Source organism: Pseudomonas migulae, from assembly GCF_043225285.1.
GTDB lineage: Bacteria > Pseudomonadota > Gammaproteobacteria > Pseudomonadales > Pseudomonadaceae > Aquipseudomonas > Aquipseudomonas migulae_C.
In genome coordinates this window covers 4,474,821-4,488,416 of record NZ_CP171224.1, presented here as the reverse complement: position 1 = coordinate 4,488,416, position 13,596 = coordinate 4,474,821, and the positions used below count along the sequence as shown (strand labels likewise).

Genomic DNA, 13,596 nt, shown 5'->3' with positions numbered 1-13,596 from the left:
GCTTAGCCGATGACCCGAGGAATATTGCCGTACAACTGCAGGATATATTCCATGAAGGTCTGCACCAGCCAGGGCCCGGCGACGATCAGCGTCACCAGCATCACCAGCAGGCGCGGCAGGAAGCTCAGGGTCTGTTCGTTGATCTGGGTCGCGGCCTGGAACATCGCCACCAACAGCCCCACCAGCAGACTCGGAATCACCAGCACGGCCACCATCATGGTGGTCAGCCAGAGCGCTTCGCGAAAGATGTCTACCGCTACTTCCGGCGTCATGGCGAGACACCGCCGAAGCTGCTGGCCAACGTGCCGATAATCAGCGCCCAGCCATCCACCAGCACGAACAACATGATTTTGAACGGCAGGGAAATGATCAGTGGCGACAGCATCATCATACCCATCGCCATCAGCACACTGGCGACGACCAGGTCGATGATCAGGAACGGGATGAAGATCATGAAGCCAATCTGGAACGCGGTCTTGAGTTCAGAGGTGACAAAGGCCGGTACCAGGATGGTCAGCGGCGCCTGATCCGGCGTCGCGATGTCCGTGCGCTTGGACAGGCGCATGAACAACTCAAGGTCGCTGCTGCGCGTCTGGGCGAGCATGAAGTCCTTGATAGGCACCTGAGCCTTGGCCACGGCGTCCTGGGCGGTGAGTTTTTCCGCCAGATACGGCTGCAAGGCGTCCTGGTTCACGCGATCGAACACCGGCGCCATGATGAACAGGGTCAGAAACAGCGCCATGCCCGTGAGGATCTGGTTCGACGGTGTCTGCTGCAGGCCCAGGGCCTGACGCAGGATCGAGAACACGATGATGATCCGGGTGAAACTGGTCATCAGCATGACGAACGCCGGGATGAAACTCAGCGCCGTCATGATCAGCAGGATTTGCAGGCTGACCGAGTATTCCTGGGCCCCCTGAGCATTGGTGCCCAAGGTGATTGCCGGGATCGACAGCGGGTCAGCGGCAAACGCCAAAGGCGCGGCCAGCATCAGGGTCAGCGTCAAGATGATGCGTAGCGCACCCATTACTTCTTATCCTTCTGATCCTTGCCCATCAGCTCCAAGAGGCGCTGGGCAAACTCCGGGGTCGCTTTCTCGGTGACCGGCACCTGCACCGGTTCCTTGAGCACATGCAAAGCAGTGATGCTGCCTGGGCTCAGGCCAAGCAGAATCTGCTCGTTGCCGACCTGCACCAGCATCAGACGGTCACGAGGGCCAAGCGCCCGGGAACCGATCAGTTCGATCACCTGCCCCTTGCCCGCAGGCCCGGCCTGCTGGACCCGGCGCAGCAACCAGGCGAGGAAGAAGATCAACCCCAGCACCAGCAGCAGACCGAGCACCAGTTGCGTCAACTGCCCCGCCACACCACTGCCCACCGCAGGTGCGACCGTCGCGGCAGCATTCGCCGCCGGTTCGGCCGCCAGCACACTGAACGGCAAGGCCAGCAACAACCCCAGAACCTTTTTCACTCAGCGCAGCTTCTTGATGCGTTCGCTTGGGCTGATCACGTCGGTCAGGCGGATGCCGAACTTCTCGTTGACCACGACCACTTCGCCGTGCGCGATCAACGTGCCGTTGACCAGCACGTCCAGCGGCTCACCGGCCAGGCGATCAAGCTCGATCACCGAACCCTGGTTGAGTTGCAGCAGGTTGCGAATATTGATGTCGGTGCTGCCGACTTCCATGGAAATCGACACCGGGATATCGAGGATCACGTCCAGGTTCGGGCCTTCCAGGCTCACCGGATCGTTGCTTTTCGGCACGCTGCCGAACTCTTCCATTGGCAAGCGATTGGACGGCGAGCTCGCGGCGTCGGCGGCCAGCAAGGCGTCGATGTCGTCCTGCCCGGCATCGCCGGTTTCTTCCAGGGCCGCAGCCCATTCATCAGCGAGTGCCTGGTCGTCCTGGGTATTCATATCGTCAGCCATCATGTGTCCTCGGCGGGCAGCCCTTCGATGGGCAACCGTCAGTTAAAAGCGAATGTGTACGAACGCCGTTTAACGGCGCTCGATCGGCTCGATCACTTGCAACGCGAGGTTGCCTTTGTGCGAGCCCATCTTGACCTTGAACGCAGGCACGCCGTTGGCGCGCATGATCATTTCTTCCGGCATTTCGACCGGGATAATGTCCCCCGGCTGCATGTGCAGGATGTCCCGCAGGCGCAACTGGCGACGGGCAACCGTGGCACCGATCGGAACGTCGACGTCGAGCACGTCCTGGCGCAGGGCATTGACCCAGCGCTCGTCCTGATCGTCGAGGTCCGACTGGAAGCCGGCGTCGAGCATCTCGCGCACTGGTTCGATCATCGAATAAGGCATGGTCACGTGCAGGTCGCCGCCACCGCCATCGAGTTCGATGTGAAACGTCGACACCACAATGGCTTCGCTCGGGCCGACGATGTTGGCCATGGCCGGGTTCACTTCCGAGTTGATGTACTCGAAGTTCACTTCCATGATCGCCTGCCAGGCTTCCTTCAGATCGATGAAGGCCTGCTCCAGCACCATGCGCACGACACGCAGTTCGGTCGGGGTGAATTCACGCCCTTCGATCTTCGCGTGACGGCCGTCGCCGCCGAAGAAGTTGTCCACCAGCTTGAACACCAGCTTGGCGTCAAGGATGAACAGGGCCGTGCCGCGCAGCGGCTTGATCTTGACCAGGTTGAGACTGGTCGGCACGTACAGCGAGTGCACGTATTCGCCGAACTTCATGACCTGCACACCACCGACGGCAACGTCCGCCGAGCGGCGCAGCATGTTGAACATGCTGATGCGGGTATAGCGGGCGAAACGCTCGTTGATCATTTCCAGGGTCGGCATGCGTCCGCGGACGATGCGATCCTGGCTGGTCAGGTCGTAACTTTTGACGCTGCCGGGCTCAGCAGCGGTATCGGTCTGTACCAGACCATCGTCGACGCCATGCAACAGCGCATCGATCTCATCCTGGGACAGCAGGTCCTGCACGGCCATGTCGTGTTCCTACTGCAGTACGAAATTAGTGAAAAGCAACTGTTCGATGACCACTTTGCCGAGCTCTTTCTGCGCCACTTCCTGGACGCTGGCGGTGGCCTTCTGACGCAACATTTCCTGACCGACCGGCGACGCCAGGGTCGCAAAATCCTGACCGGAGAACAGCATGACCAGGTTATTGCGGATCACCGGCATGTGGACTTTGAGCGCTTCCAGATCGGCCTGATTGCGCCCCTGCATGGTGATGCTCACCTGCATGTAGCGCTGACGGCCGTTCTGGTTGTAGTTGGCCACGAAGGCGGGCGCCATCGGTTCGAAAATCGCGGGCTGCTTGCCGACCGGGGCGGCTGCAGCGGCGGCCTCAGGCTTGCTCTGGGCGCCATGCATGAAAAACCAGGTCGCCCCCACGGACAAGCCGATCGCCAGCAGCAGGGCCACCACGATCACAATGATCAGCTTGATTTTGCCTTTGGTTGCGGGGTCTTTTACTGCTGCTTCGCTCTTCGCCATGCCAATAATCCGTCACTATTCGGGTTTTCACAGTCGCACGGCAAGGCAAGAGCAAGTGTTATGCCATGTAGGAGCGAGCCTGCTCGCGAAGAATTGGAAAGCGCTGCATTTTTTCAGAAAGTACGCGTCATCGTTCGCGCACCGAACACACCAAACAACTGTGGGAGCGAGCCTGCTCGCGAAAGCGGCGTAACAGTCGACAAAAAGTGTCGATGTTAAACCTCAATCGCGAGCAGGCTTGCTCCCACAGTGGGTCTTGCGTTTGATCAGGCGTAGTAATCGACGGCGCTGGAGCCGATCACGCTGGTGGTGCTGGCTGCCACTTCGGCAACCGTTGGAACGAGCTCTTCATCCATGCCATCGAGGCGACCACCGCTGGCGCTGGTGCGCCCGCTCTGGCCCTGCTGCCCCTGCTGCGCCTGCTCCTGCCCTTGTCCCTGCCAGCCACGGGACTGGTCGGAAACGTTGACATCGACCTGGCCCATGCCCTGCTGAGAAAACATGTCACGCAAGCGATGCATCTGGCCATCCAGCGCTTCGCGAACGCTTGGGTTCGCGCTCATGAACGTCACCTGGGTCTGCTGATCCGGGACCATGTTCACCCGGATATCCAGACGCCCCAGTTCGGCCGGCTGCAACTGAATATCTGCCGCCTTGAGGTTGGCGCTGGACAGGTACATGACCCGGTTCACCACTTCCTCTGTCCAGCCGCTCTGATGCATGGCGATCGGTTGATTCACCGGCAGTGCGTTGGCAGTTTTAGGCGTAGCAGCCTGGGTCAGTGCCGCCAGGCGGTTGGCAAAATCGTCGACCCGGGTATCGCTGCTGGCCGACTTCAGATCCTTGAGACCGCCGTCGATCAGCCCGCTGAACGCCTTGTCGCCACCCTGACTGGTGCTGTCCTTGTCAGCCTGCACATCAAGCATGCCCGCCATGCCGGCGGCAAAGTTTTGCGCCGAGGTGCGCTCGCCATCCGCCTGAGCCTCGGCCGATGTCGGCGCTGCTTTCGGCTGTGCCTGACTGCTGGCGGAAATATGACCGCCCTGCTCCATGGCCATGCGCACTGCGGGCAAGGCATCGAGCGGGTCGGCTTCGGGGTCGAAGTCACTGTCGGCCGTTGCAGGCAGCGGCGCTGGCGCCGGCGGTGTTCCTGCGACCACTGTCGGCGCTGCGACTACAGGTGCTTCGACTTGTGGCTGCGCCGTGACCACCACGGGCGGGGTTTCCGGAACAGGCACTGCCGCCAGGATTTGCAGTTCCGGCAACAACGAAGGATCGAGCGTCGGATCAACCGGCGCCGTATCAGCTACCGGCGTTTGTGCAGCATCCGATGCGTCGTCACTGGCTGCTTTGTCGTTGCTCGGCGCCGGTTTGTCGGCGGGCAAGGATTTGCCGCTATCGGCAACCGTCGGTTCCGGGGCGGCAGAACCGTCTTTGCTGACATTCTTTTTATCGGGGCCGTCAGAGGACTTGTCACGCACCGGTTTTGCCGGTCCGTCAGTGGCGACAGAGGGCTTGTTCTGAGCTTGGGTGGCGTAAACCTGAGCGAAGCTGGACGCCTTGTCCCCGGGCTCTGCGGCCAGCGCCGATGTATTGGCGGAGGCAGCTTGAGTCTTGGCCTGCGCATTGGCCTGAAGAAGAATATTGGGGGTGATGGGCATGAAACGATCTCCGCTGCACTGGAATCGAAGGTACAGTTGCGGACATTGCTGCAAGGGTTGAGCCAGCTTTGCTGAAGCGCCGTTAAAAACGCCGGACGGTCGCACTGCCGGCGAGAGAGCGCTGGCGCTCTGCCTCATAGAGGGGACGGATAATCGCGAACTCGCGATCAATCTCTTCAACGAGTTGCTCGATGCCTTCCAGGGACGTCTGCTTGCTTCGCTGTTCCAGCTCATTGCACAACTGAGCGAGACAGATGGCGCCCATGTTGCTGCAGCTGCCCTTGAAACTGTGGGCGGTGGCGCCCAGCGTCTCGGCGTCACGCGCTTTGTGCAACTGCTTCATGCGGGCGTCGGAATCGGCAAGGAACGTATCCAGCAACATTGGATACTCTTCCTCCATGACTTCTTGCAACGCAATCAGCACGTCGCGATCCAGATGTGTGTCAGCCACTTGCTCACTCCTTGATCAAGAACGCGTGGATTATGCCAGAGCCTCCCAGAAAAACTCCACGCGGGCAGTTCGACCTTCGTCGGACCATTGGGCGTTACGGCCCAACTGGCGGATCAGACTGATGCCACGCCCCGACAGACGGGCACCATCCACAGGGCGAGCCATCACCCGCTCGACGTCAAAACCCTTGCCGCTGTCTTCGACGCGAATAATCAGGCAGCCGCCGTCGTCCTTTGGCGCAACCTGCAAATGCACCCGCACATAGCCATCCTGCAGCTCGTCCAGGCGCACATTGCGTTGCTGATAATAGCGGGCAAAACCCGAGGCATCGCGCTTGAGACTCGAGTCCAGCCCCAGCACGCCGTGCTCCAGCGCATTGGAATACAACTCGGCGAGCACACTGTAGAGCGCCCCGCTCTGTGCGCGCAGACCATGAACTTCCAACAGCAATTGCAGCAGATAAGGCAGCGGATTGAAGCGTTTGAGGGTGGCGCCGCGAAACTCGAAACTCACCGACCAATCCAGCGGACAAGACTGGCCGCTATCGGAATAGATCAGGGCTGGCGGACTCAACTGTGTCGCCTCCAGCAGACTGACCTCGACCATGCTGACATCGTCGCGGGCCTCACCGCGAAAATCCCGCAGCGCCTGTTCGATGTCCTCGAACAACTGATCAGGCTCCCGATTGGCCGCAAACACCTGTTGCAATCGCTCGACACCAAACAGCTGATCATGGGCGTCGCAGGTGTCGATAACCCCGTCGGACAACAGGAAGACCCGATCGCCGACGGCCATCGGAAAGACTTCCGTGCGGTCATCGAAGGTCTGCGGGCTCAGTACGCCGAGGGGTAAATGCCGGGCCTTGAGCGGTGTACGCTCGCCGCTGGCAAGGCTGTGCAGATACCCGTCCGGCATCCCGCCATTCCAGACCTCCACCGAACGTCGCTGGAAACTCAAACAGAGCAACGTCGCGCAACAGAACATGTCCACCGGCAGGATGCGCTTGAGCTTGGCATTCATCTCGCGCAGGGTTTCCGACAGGCCATAGCCCTTGGCGGTCATGCCGTAGAAGACTTCAGCCAGCGGCATCGCGCCGACAGCCGCCGGCAAACCATGGCCAGTGAAATCACCGAGCAGGACGTGCATGTCCCCCGCCGGGGTGAACGCCGCCAGCAGCAAATCGCCGTTGAACAGCGCATAGGGCGATTGCAGGTAACGGATATTGGGGGCGCTCAGACAGCCGGAATGGGCCACCTTATCGAATACGGCCTTGGCCACACGCTGCTCGTTGAGCAGGTAATCGTGGTGCCTGGCGATCTGATCTCGCTGCTCCAGCACGGTGGCTTGCAACCGTCGCAAGCGATCCATCGCCTTGATTTTGGCGGAAAGGATCACCTGGTTGTAGGGTTTTGCCAGAAAGTCGTCACCGCCGGCCTCCAGACAGCGCGCCAAGGCTTCGCTTTCGGTCAGCGACGTGAGGAAGATGATCGGCACCAGCGTCTCTCCCGCCAATGCCTTGATTTGCCGCGCGGCCTCGAAACCATCCATCACCGGCATCATCGCGTCCATCAGGACCAGTTGCGGTCGCTGCAAACGAAATGCTTCGACGGCTTCGGCACCATTGGTAGCCGTCAGGACTTCATGGCCCTGGCGCCGGACGATCGTCGACAGCAGCATGCGATCGGCCGCACTGTCTTCGGCGATCAGTATCGTCAGCGGTTCGAGCGGCTGCACGACGATCAACTGATGTCGAACAGTTTGTCGAAGTTCGAGATGGCGAGGATCTTTTTCACGTCCGAACTGCTGTTGACGACGCGAATGTCGGAATTGTCGCCACCGGCGTGATCGCGCAGCAGGAGCAACATGCCCAGTGCCGAGCTATCGAGGTAGGTCGCTTCCTTCAAGTCGACGACCACTGCGCCGAGGTCCCTGGACTCATAGGACTCGCGAAACTCCTGATGCTTGGCGAAATCGAATCGTCCCTTGATTGATATCGTCAGCTTTTGCCCATCTTGGGAGACTTCTGTAACGACTGACATTGAACGGCTTCCTTGTCATTGGTGAACATACTTGTACAAGGTTTAGCACCTGGTAGAAGCTCGGGCAAGTGTGCAGGAGCGAGCTCGCTGGCGATGGTCGTCAAGGATAACGCTGTAATTCTGATGTTTCCGTGCGCTCTCGGGCTCATCGCGAGCAGGCTCGCTCCTACAGGGAAGGTATTTACCCGTGACAATCAATACGGACTCTCACGCGGCAACCGCTGGGACAACTCGTCCAGCAGCTTCTGTTCGCGCTTGTCTTCAAGCTGCCGCGCTTCATCCGCATAACGCTGGACCAGTTTGCGCAGACCTTCGACCCGGGCAAACGCCTGCTGCCAGGTGTCCCGCGCCTTGCTCATGTTGTTCTGATGCCACGCCAGGCTTTGTCGCTGCTGATCGATGGCGACGCCCAGTTGCGCCAGGAAGCCCTGATACCCGAGCAACCACTGACCGGAAACGCCGCTGCTGCCGCGCACGATCCACTGTTCCTGATAGTCGAGACGAAAGGCTTCAAGGTCGGCGAGCTTGCTTTCGGCCAGGCGCACCTGGCCCTGAAAGTGGCCCAAGCGCTGGACAGCGGTCTTTTCGGCCTTCTCGGCCATTTCGACCACCGGCGCCAGCCGCCCCGCCCGAGTCTGGGCCATGACCGGTTACCCGCCAGCCGCGGGCGCGAAGATCGAGCCGAGATAGGCTTCGCTTTCGCCCAGGCTGATGCTGTCGTTCAAACCCTGACGCAGGTATTTGACCAACTGCGGTTGCAGGGAGATCGCCAGGTCGGTTTCCCGATCGCCGCCGGCGACATAAGCGCCCACGCTGATCAAGTCCCGGCTCTGCTGATAACGCGACCACAACTGCTTGAAATACTGCGAGCGGAGCATGTGCTCCTGCGACACCACCGACGGCATGACCCGGCTGATGGAGGCTTCGATGTCGATGGCCGGGTAATGCCCTTCCTCGGCCAGACGCCGGGACAGCACGATGTGCCCGTCGAGCACGCCCCGCGCCGCATCGGCGATCGGGTCCTGCTGGTCATCGCCTTCCGACAGCACGGTGTAGAACGCCGTGATCGAACCGCCGCCCTTCTCGGCGTTACCGGCCCGCTCCACCAGTTTCGGCAGCTTGGCGAACACCGAGGGCGGATAACCCTTGGTGGCCGGCGGCTCGCCAATGGCCAGGGCGATTTCCCGCTGGGCCTGGGCGAAACGGGTCAGGGAATCCATCAGCAACAGGACGTTCTTGCCCTTGTCGCGAAAATATTCGGCGATCCGCGTGCAATACATCGCGGCACGCAGACGCATCAGCGGCGCATCATCCGCAGGCGAGGCGACGACGACCGAACGCTTGAGGCCTTCTTCACCGAGGATGTGCTCGATGAACTCCTTGACCTCACGCCCCCGCTCACCGATCAGCCCGACGACAATAATGTCCGCCTCGGTGAACCGGGTCATCATGCCCAGCAGCACACTCTTGCCGACGCCGGTACCGGCGAACAGGCCGAGCCGCTGACCGCGACCGACCGTCAACAAACCGTTGATGGAGCGAATGCCCACGTCCAGCGGTTCGCTGATCGGGTGACGCTTGAGCGGGTTGATGGTCGGGCCGTCCATCGGCACCCAGTCTTCAGCCTTCATCCCGCCTTTGCCGTCGAGCGCACGACCGGCGCCATCCAGCACCCGTCCGAGCATGCTCATGCCCATCGGCAAGCGACCGGTGTCCGCCAAAGGCACCACACGGGCGCCGGGCGCGATGCCGGCGACGCTGCCAACCGGCATCAGGAACACCTTGCTGCCGGAAAAGCCCATGACTTCGGCTTCGACCTGCACCGGGTGATAACTGTCGTCGTTGATGACCATGCAGCGACTGCCCATGGCGGCACGCAAACCTTCGGCTTCGAGGGTCAGGCCGACCATGCGCAACAAACGACCTTCAAGGATCGGTGCGCCGGCGAGCTCCGCGGCCTCGGCGTAACTGCCCAGGCGCTTGGCGAAGCTGGTGCGATCAAGACGCATCGGGGTCTTCCGGTTCAGGCTCGACGGCTGGCGTAGCGGCAGGCTTGGCGGCCACCGGCAGCTCCAGGCTCAAGTCCGGCGCCGCAGGGTGCAAGGCCTGCTCGTGCAACTGATCGAACAGCTTGTCCATGATCCGCGCGACACGGGTTTCGACCGTGGCGTCGATGCGGCTGTGTTCGGTTTCGACCCGGCAACCACCGGGCAACAACGCCTCGTCCTCGACGATGCGCCAGGTTTCTTCATGGCGCTCGCGCAGGGCTTTGACCTGTTCGAAATCCTGCGGATTGATGTACAGACGCACATTGCCCACGCCCAGCGGCAGCAGCTTGAGGGCCTCGCGCATCACGTGTTCGATCTGCGTCGAATCGATGGCCAGCTCGCGCTGGATCACCTGTTTGGTGATGTGCTGAACAAGGTCGACCAGGGATTTTTCGATCTGTGTGTCTTGCTCGGCGATGGGCTCGAACAGGTTCACCATCAATTGCTCAAGCGCCGTGACTTTCGGCGTCAAGGCGGCCTCGGCCTCCTGACGAACCTTGAGCGTGGCGCTGTGAAAACCTTCTTTCTCGCCGGTCGCGAAGCCTTCGTTATAGGCTTCCTGGCGAATGCTTTCGAGCTCTTCGAGGGTCAGTGGCTGGACTTCTTCCAGCGGCACTTCTTCCATTTCCGGAGGCTCGGGCTCAGGTTCCGGCTCGGGCTCCGGTGCAGGCGGGTCAAAGCTGGGCAGCGACCAGGTATCAAAACCCGCGACATCCTTGCCACGGAGCAGGTCGGTCTGGGACTCATCATGTTTGGACGACATAGTGACCTTAGATCATCTCTTCGCCGCCCTTCCCGCCGAGAACGATTTCTCCGGCTTCGGCCATACGGCGAGCAATGGTGAGGATTTCTTTCTGTGCGGTTTCCACGTCGCTGACGCGCACCGGGCCTTTGGCCTCGAGGTCGTCGCGCAACAGTTCGGCCGCTCGTTTGGACATGTTCTTGAAGATCTTTTCCTTGACGCCTTCGTCCGAACCCTTGAGGGCCAGCACCAGCACGTCGGAGGACACTTCGCGCAACAGAGCCTGGATACCACGGTCGTCGACATCGGACAGGTTGTTGAACACGAACATGAGGTCTTCGATCTGACCGGACAGGTCTTCGTCGACTTCGCGGATCGAGTCCATGAGCTGGCCTTCGATCGAGCTGTCGAGGAAGTTCATGATGTCGGCCGCGCGCTTGATGCCACCCAGGGTGGTGCGCGAGGCATTCGAGTTGCCGGAGAACTGCTTCTCGAGAATCTGGTTGAGCTCTTTCAGGGCGGCTGGCTGCACGGTGTTCAGCGAGGAAACCCGCAGAATGATGTCCAGACGCACTTTGTGGTCGAAGTTGCCCAGCACTTCACCGGCCTGATCCGGGTCGAGATACGCCACGACGATCGCCTGGATCTGCGGGTGCTCGTAACGGATCACGTCGGCGACGGCGCGCGGTTCCATCCACTTCAGGCTGTCGAGGCCACTGGTGTTGCCACCCAGCAGGATCCGGTCGATCAGGCCGTTGGCCTTGTCTTCGCCCAGGGCCTGGGTGAGCATTTTGCGCACGTAGTCGTCGGAGCCGACGCCCAGGCTGGTCTGGTCGCCGACGATGTCGACGAACTCGCTCATCACCTGCTCGACCTGCTCGCGGTGCACGTTACCCATTTGCGCCATGGCCACACCCACACGCTGGACCTCTTTGGGCCCCATGTGGCGCAGCACCTGGGCGGCATCGGTCGAACCGAGGGACAGCAGCAGGATCGCGGCTTTGTCGACCTTGGTCAGTTTGGCGGCAACGGCTCGGTTATCACTCATCTGCGTTAATCCACTCTTTCACGACCTGGGCCACGCGACCCGGATCTTCTGCCACCAGACTCTTGATTGCGTTCAACTGTGCGTCATAGCCTTCGCTCGGGCTAGGCAGCAGGATGCTGGTCGGGCCACCGAGGCTGACGCGGTCGTTGGCCAGTTCGCCATCCAGGCCGCCCATGCCACCGAGTTCCACGTCGCTGCCGATGCCGGCCAGCTGCTTGCCTTTGCCGCCACCGGTGATGTTGTTGAGCACCGGACGCAGCACGCCGAACACCAGCACCAGGATGAACAACACACCCAGTACTTGCTTGACGATGTCCCAGAACCACGGCTGGGAATAGAACGGAATATCGGCGATCACTTCACCGCGCTCGGCGGAGAACGGCATGTTGATCACGCTGACGCTGTCGCCACGGCTGGCGTCGAAACCGACGGCGTCCTGAACCAGGCGGGTGAAGCGCGCCAATTCGTCGGCGCTCCACGGTGCACGGGTGGTTTCACCGTTGGTTGCGTTGACCTTGACCTGATCGTCCACGACAACGGACACCGACAGGCGATTCAAGCGACCCTGCTGTTGTTTGGTGTGGCTGATGGAACGGTCGAGTTCGAAGTTCTTGGTGGATTGTTGACGCTTGTCCGCCGGGTACGGCGCGAGCATCGGCTGGCCGGTGGCCGGGTCCATGATTTGCTGACCGTTGGCGTCGAGCAATGGCTGACCTGGCTGCACCATACCGGCCTGCGCAGTAGCGCCACCGGTGGTTTGCGGCGCAGATGCCGGTGCCGGCGGCTGGTTGCTCAGAGCGCCCGGGATACCTTGCGGGCCATTGCTGGCCGTGCGTTGTTCGTTGACCGACTGCTCGCTGCGCAACGCCGGTTGATCCGGGTTGAACTGCTCGGAGGTTGACTCGACGGCGCTGAAATCCACGTCAGCGGAGACTTCGGCTTTATAGCGGTCGTTGCCCAATACCGGCTGCAGGATGTTGTGCACACGCTGGGTAAGCATGCTTTCCATGCGACGGCTGTAGTCGAATTGCTTGCCGGCCATGGTCAGTTCGGAGTTCTCCGCCTGATCGGAAAGCAGGTTGCCTTTCTGGTCGACGACGGTGATCTGCGACTTGCTGAGTTCAGGCACGCTGGTCGCGACCAGGTTGATGATCGCCAGCACCTGGCCCGGCTCCAGCGAGCGGCCGGAATACAGTTCCACCAGAACAGAAGCGCTTGGCTTGCGCTCGTCGCGCACAAACACCGAGCTCTTCGGAATCGCCAGGTGCACGCGGGCACCCTTGACGTTGTTCAGGCTGGAGATGGTCCGTGCCAGTTCGCCTTCGAGGCCGCGACGATAACGGGTCGCTTCCATGAACTGGCTGGTGCCGAGCCCCTGGTCCTTGTCGAGGATCTCGAAACCGATGTTGCCATCGCTGGGAGTGACACCAGCGCCCGCGAGCTTGAGTCGCGCACGGGACAAGTCATCGGCCTTGACCAGCAAGGCACCGGAGTTCGGTTCAACGGTGTAGGGGATATCAGCGGAAGCCAGGGTGTCCATGACCTGCTTGGCGTCCATACCGGCAAGGCTGCCGTACAGAGGCCGGTAGTCCGGCTGCTGGGACCACAACACTACGGCGAAGCCAATCGCCACGCTCGCAGCCAGGCCGACCAACAGGCCCACCTGACGCAACATGGTCATCTCGGAGAGGTTTTCCAGGAAGGACAAGCCGAACAGCGGCGGTTTGCCGTCTATCGGGGTGGCCTTGGCCGGAACATTATCGGCGACTGCTTCTGCCATGACTCAATCTCGTCCTTAAACCGGCATCTGCATGATGTCTTGGTATGCCTGAACCAACTTGTTACGCACTTGGGTCAACGCCTGGAAAGACACGCTGGCCTTCTGCGAGGAAATCATCACGTCCGTCAGGTCGACGCCGCTCTTGCCGATTTCGAAGGCATTGGCCAACTGGCTGGACGCCTGCTGGGTGTCGTTCACTTTATTGACGGCCTGACCGAGCATGTCGGAAAAGCTGCTGCCACTCAGTTCTGGGACGGCGGCAGTCGATTTCGGCGCAGACATCGCATCCATTTGCATGGAACGCATATCCAGCATCAATCGATTGAATTCAATACCTTGGCTCATGGACT

General features: G+C 61.0%; 16 protein-coding genes. All 16 read right to left on the bottom strand.

Features of this window, described 5'->3' with window-relative positions; translation table 11 throughout:
* Positions 1-2 precede the first annotated feature (2 nt).
* The 16 genes from fliQ to fliE all read right to left on the bottom strand — a co-directional run bounded on the left by fliQ (position 3) and on the right by fliE (position 13,591).
* Positions 3-272 (bottom strand): flagellar biosynthesis protein FliQ, encoded by a 270-nt coding sequence (gene fliQ / locus ACF6ZU_RS20550; RefSeq protein ID WP_008024593.1) that lies wholly within the window; start codon positions 270-272, stop codon positions 3-5.
* The gene (gene fliP, locus ACF6ZU_RS20545; protein WP_392886469.1) at positions 269-1,027 is read right to left on the bottom strand and encodes a flagellar type III secretion system pore protein FliP; all 759 of its coding nucleotides are present in this window, start codon (positions 1,025-1,027) and stop codon (positions 269-271) included. The genes fliQ and fliP overlap by 4 nt, the downstream gene beginning before the upstream one ends.
* On the bottom strand, positions 1,027-1,470 hold the full coding sequence (fliO, locus tag ACF6ZU_RS20540) for a flagellar biosynthetic protein FliO (protein WP_392886467.1): 444 nt from the start codon (positions 1,468-1,470) through the stop codon (positions 1,027-1,029). The genes fliP and fliO overlap by 1 nt, the downstream gene beginning before the upstream one ends.
* Positions 1,471-1,929 carry a flagellar motor switch protein FliN gene (gene fliN / locus ACF6ZU_RS20535; RefSeq protein WP_392886466.1) on the bottom strand — a complete coding sequence of 153 codons (459 nt, stop codon included), beginning with the start codon at positions 1,927-1,929 and terminating at the stop codon, positions 1,471-1,473.
* A gap of 69 nt (positions 1,930-1,998) precedes the next feature.
* Positions 1,999-2,967 carry a flagellar motor switch protein FliM gene (fliM, locus tag ACF6ZU_RS20530; protein WP_123409179.1) on the bottom strand — a complete coding sequence of 323 codons (969 nt, stop codon included), beginning with the start codon at positions 2,965-2,967 and terminating at the stop codon, positions 1,999-2,001.
* Positions 2,968-2,976: 9 nt separating this feature from the next.
* Complete coding sequence (gene fliL, locus ACF6ZU_RS20525; RefSeq protein ID WP_392886465.1) at positions 2,977-3,477, bottom strand: flagellar basal body-associated protein FliL; 501 nt, start codon at positions 3,475-3,477, stop codon at positions 2,977-2,979.
* 266 nt (positions 3,478-3,743) lie between these two features.
* Positions 3,744-5,138 (bottom strand): flagellar hook-length control protein FliK, encoded by a 1,395-nt coding sequence (locus ACF6ZU_RS20520; RefSeq protein WP_392886463.1) that lies wholly within the window; start codon positions 5,136-5,138, stop codon positions 3,744-3,746.
* Between the two features lie 82 nt (positions 5,139-5,220).
* Complete coding sequence (locus ACF6ZU_RS20515; protein ID WP_392886462.1) at positions 5,221-5,589, bottom strand: Hpt domain-containing protein; 369 nt, start codon at positions 5,587-5,589, stop codon at positions 5,221-5,223.
* A gap of 30 nt (positions 5,590-5,619) precedes the next feature.
* Complete coding sequence (locus ACF6ZU_RS20510; RefSeq protein ID WP_392886460.1) at positions 5,620-7,323, bottom strand: SpoIIE family protein phosphatase; 1,704 nt, start codon at positions 7,321-7,323, stop codon at positions 5,620-5,622.
* 5 nt (positions 7,324-7,328) lie between these two features.
* Complete coding sequence (locus ACF6ZU_RS20505; protein WP_392886458.1) at positions 7,329-7,628, bottom strand: STAS domain-containing protein; 300 nt, start codon at positions 7,626-7,628, stop codon at positions 7,329-7,331.
* 194 nt (positions 7,629-7,822) lie between these two features.
* Positions 7,823-8,272, bottom strand: a complete 450-nt coding sequence (gene fliJ, locus ACF6ZU_RS20500; protein ID WP_392886456.1) for a flagellar export protein FliJ — start codon at positions 8,270-8,272, stop codon at positions 7,823-7,825.
* Between the two features lie 6 nt (positions 8,273-8,278).
* Positions 8,279-9,637: a flagellar protein export ATPase FliI gene (gene fliI / locus ACF6ZU_RS20495; protein WP_392886454.1), complete on the bottom strand. Its 1,359-nt coding sequence runs from the start codon at positions 9,635-9,637 to the stop codon at positions 8,279-8,281.
* A complete protein-coding gene (gene fliH / locus ACF6ZU_RS20490) occupies positions 9,627-10,439 on the bottom strand; it encodes a flagellar assembly protein FliH (RefSeq protein WP_392886452.1) in 813 nt (270 codons plus the stop codon). The genes fliI and fliH overlap by 11 nt, the downstream gene beginning before the upstream one ends.
* Positions 10,440-10,446: 7 nt before the next feature.
* A complete protein-coding gene (gene fliG, locus ACF6ZU_RS20485) occupies positions 10,447-11,466 on the bottom strand; it encodes a flagellar motor switch protein FliG (RefSeq protein WP_007894195.1) in 1,020 nt (339 codons plus the stop codon).
* Entirely contained in the window at positions 11,459-13,246 is a 1,788-nt protein-coding gene (gene fliF / locus ACF6ZU_RS20480; protein ID WP_392886449.1) for a flagellar basal-body MS-ring/collar protein FliF, read from the bottom strand. The genes fliG and fliF overlap by 8 nt, the downstream gene beginning before the upstream one ends.
* Positions 13,247-13,261: 15 nt before the next feature.
* Positions 13,262-13,591 (bottom strand): flagellar hook-basal body complex protein FliE, encoded by a 330-nt coding sequence (fliE, locus tag ACF6ZU_RS20475; protein WP_017337179.1) that lies wholly within the window; start codon positions 13,589-13,591, stop codon positions 13,262-13,264.
* Positions 13,592-13,596: the final 5 nt, after the last annotated feature.

Excerpts from the sequence above, each read along its gene's own strand:
- fliQ (WP_008024593.1), bottom strand. The coding sequence starts at position 272 with ATGACGCCGGAAGTAGCGGTAGACATCTTTCGCGAAGCGCTCTGGCTG.
- fliP (WP_392886469.1), bottom strand. The coding sequence starts at position 1,027 with ATGGGTGCGCTACGCATCATCTTGACGCTGACCCTGATGCTGGCCGCG.
- fliN (WP_392886466.1), bottom strand. The coding sequence starts at position 1,929 with ATGGCTGACGATATGAATACCCAGGACGACCAGGCACTCGCTGATGAA.
- fliM (WP_123409179.1), bottom strand. The coding sequence starts at position 2,967 with ATGGCCGTGCAGGACCTGCTGTCCCAGGATGAGATCGATGCGCTGTTG.
- fliL (WP_392886465.1), bottom strand. The coding sequence starts at position 3,477 with ATGGCGAAGAGCGAAGCAGCAGTAAAAGACCCCGCAACCAAAGGCAAA.
- ACF6ZU_RS20520 (WP_392886463.1), bottom strand. The coding sequence starts at position 5,138 with ATGCCCATCACCCCCAATATTCTTCTTCAGGCCAATGCGCAGGCCAAG.
- ACF6ZU_RS20505 (WP_392886458.1), bottom strand. The coding sequence starts at position 7,628 with ATGTCAGTCGTTACAGAAGTCTCCCAAGATGGGCAAAAGCTGACGATA.
- fliJ (WP_392886456.1), bottom strand. The coding sequence starts at position 8,272 with ATGGCCCAGACTCGGGCGGGGCGGCTGGCGCCGGTGGTCGAAATGGCC.
- fliI (WP_392886454.1), bottom strand. The coding sequence starts at position 9,637 with ATGCGTCTTGATCGCACCAGCTTCGCCAAGCGCCTGGGCAGTTACGCC.
- fliH (WP_392886452.1), bottom strand. The coding sequence starts at position 10,439 with ATGTCGTCCAAACATGATGAGTCCCAGACCGACCTGCTCCGTGGCAAG.
- fliG (WP_007894195.1), bottom strand. The coding sequence starts at position 11,466 with ATGAGTGATAACCGAGCCGTTGCCGCCAAACTGACCAAGGTCGACAAA.
- fliF (WP_392886449.1), bottom strand. The coding sequence starts at position 13,246 with ATGGCAGAAGCAGTCGCCGATAATGTTCCGGCCAAGGCCACCCCGATA.
- fliE (WP_017337179.1), bottom strand. The coding sequence starts at position 13,591 with ATGAGCCAAGGTATTGAATTCAATCGATTGATGCTGGATATGCGTTCC.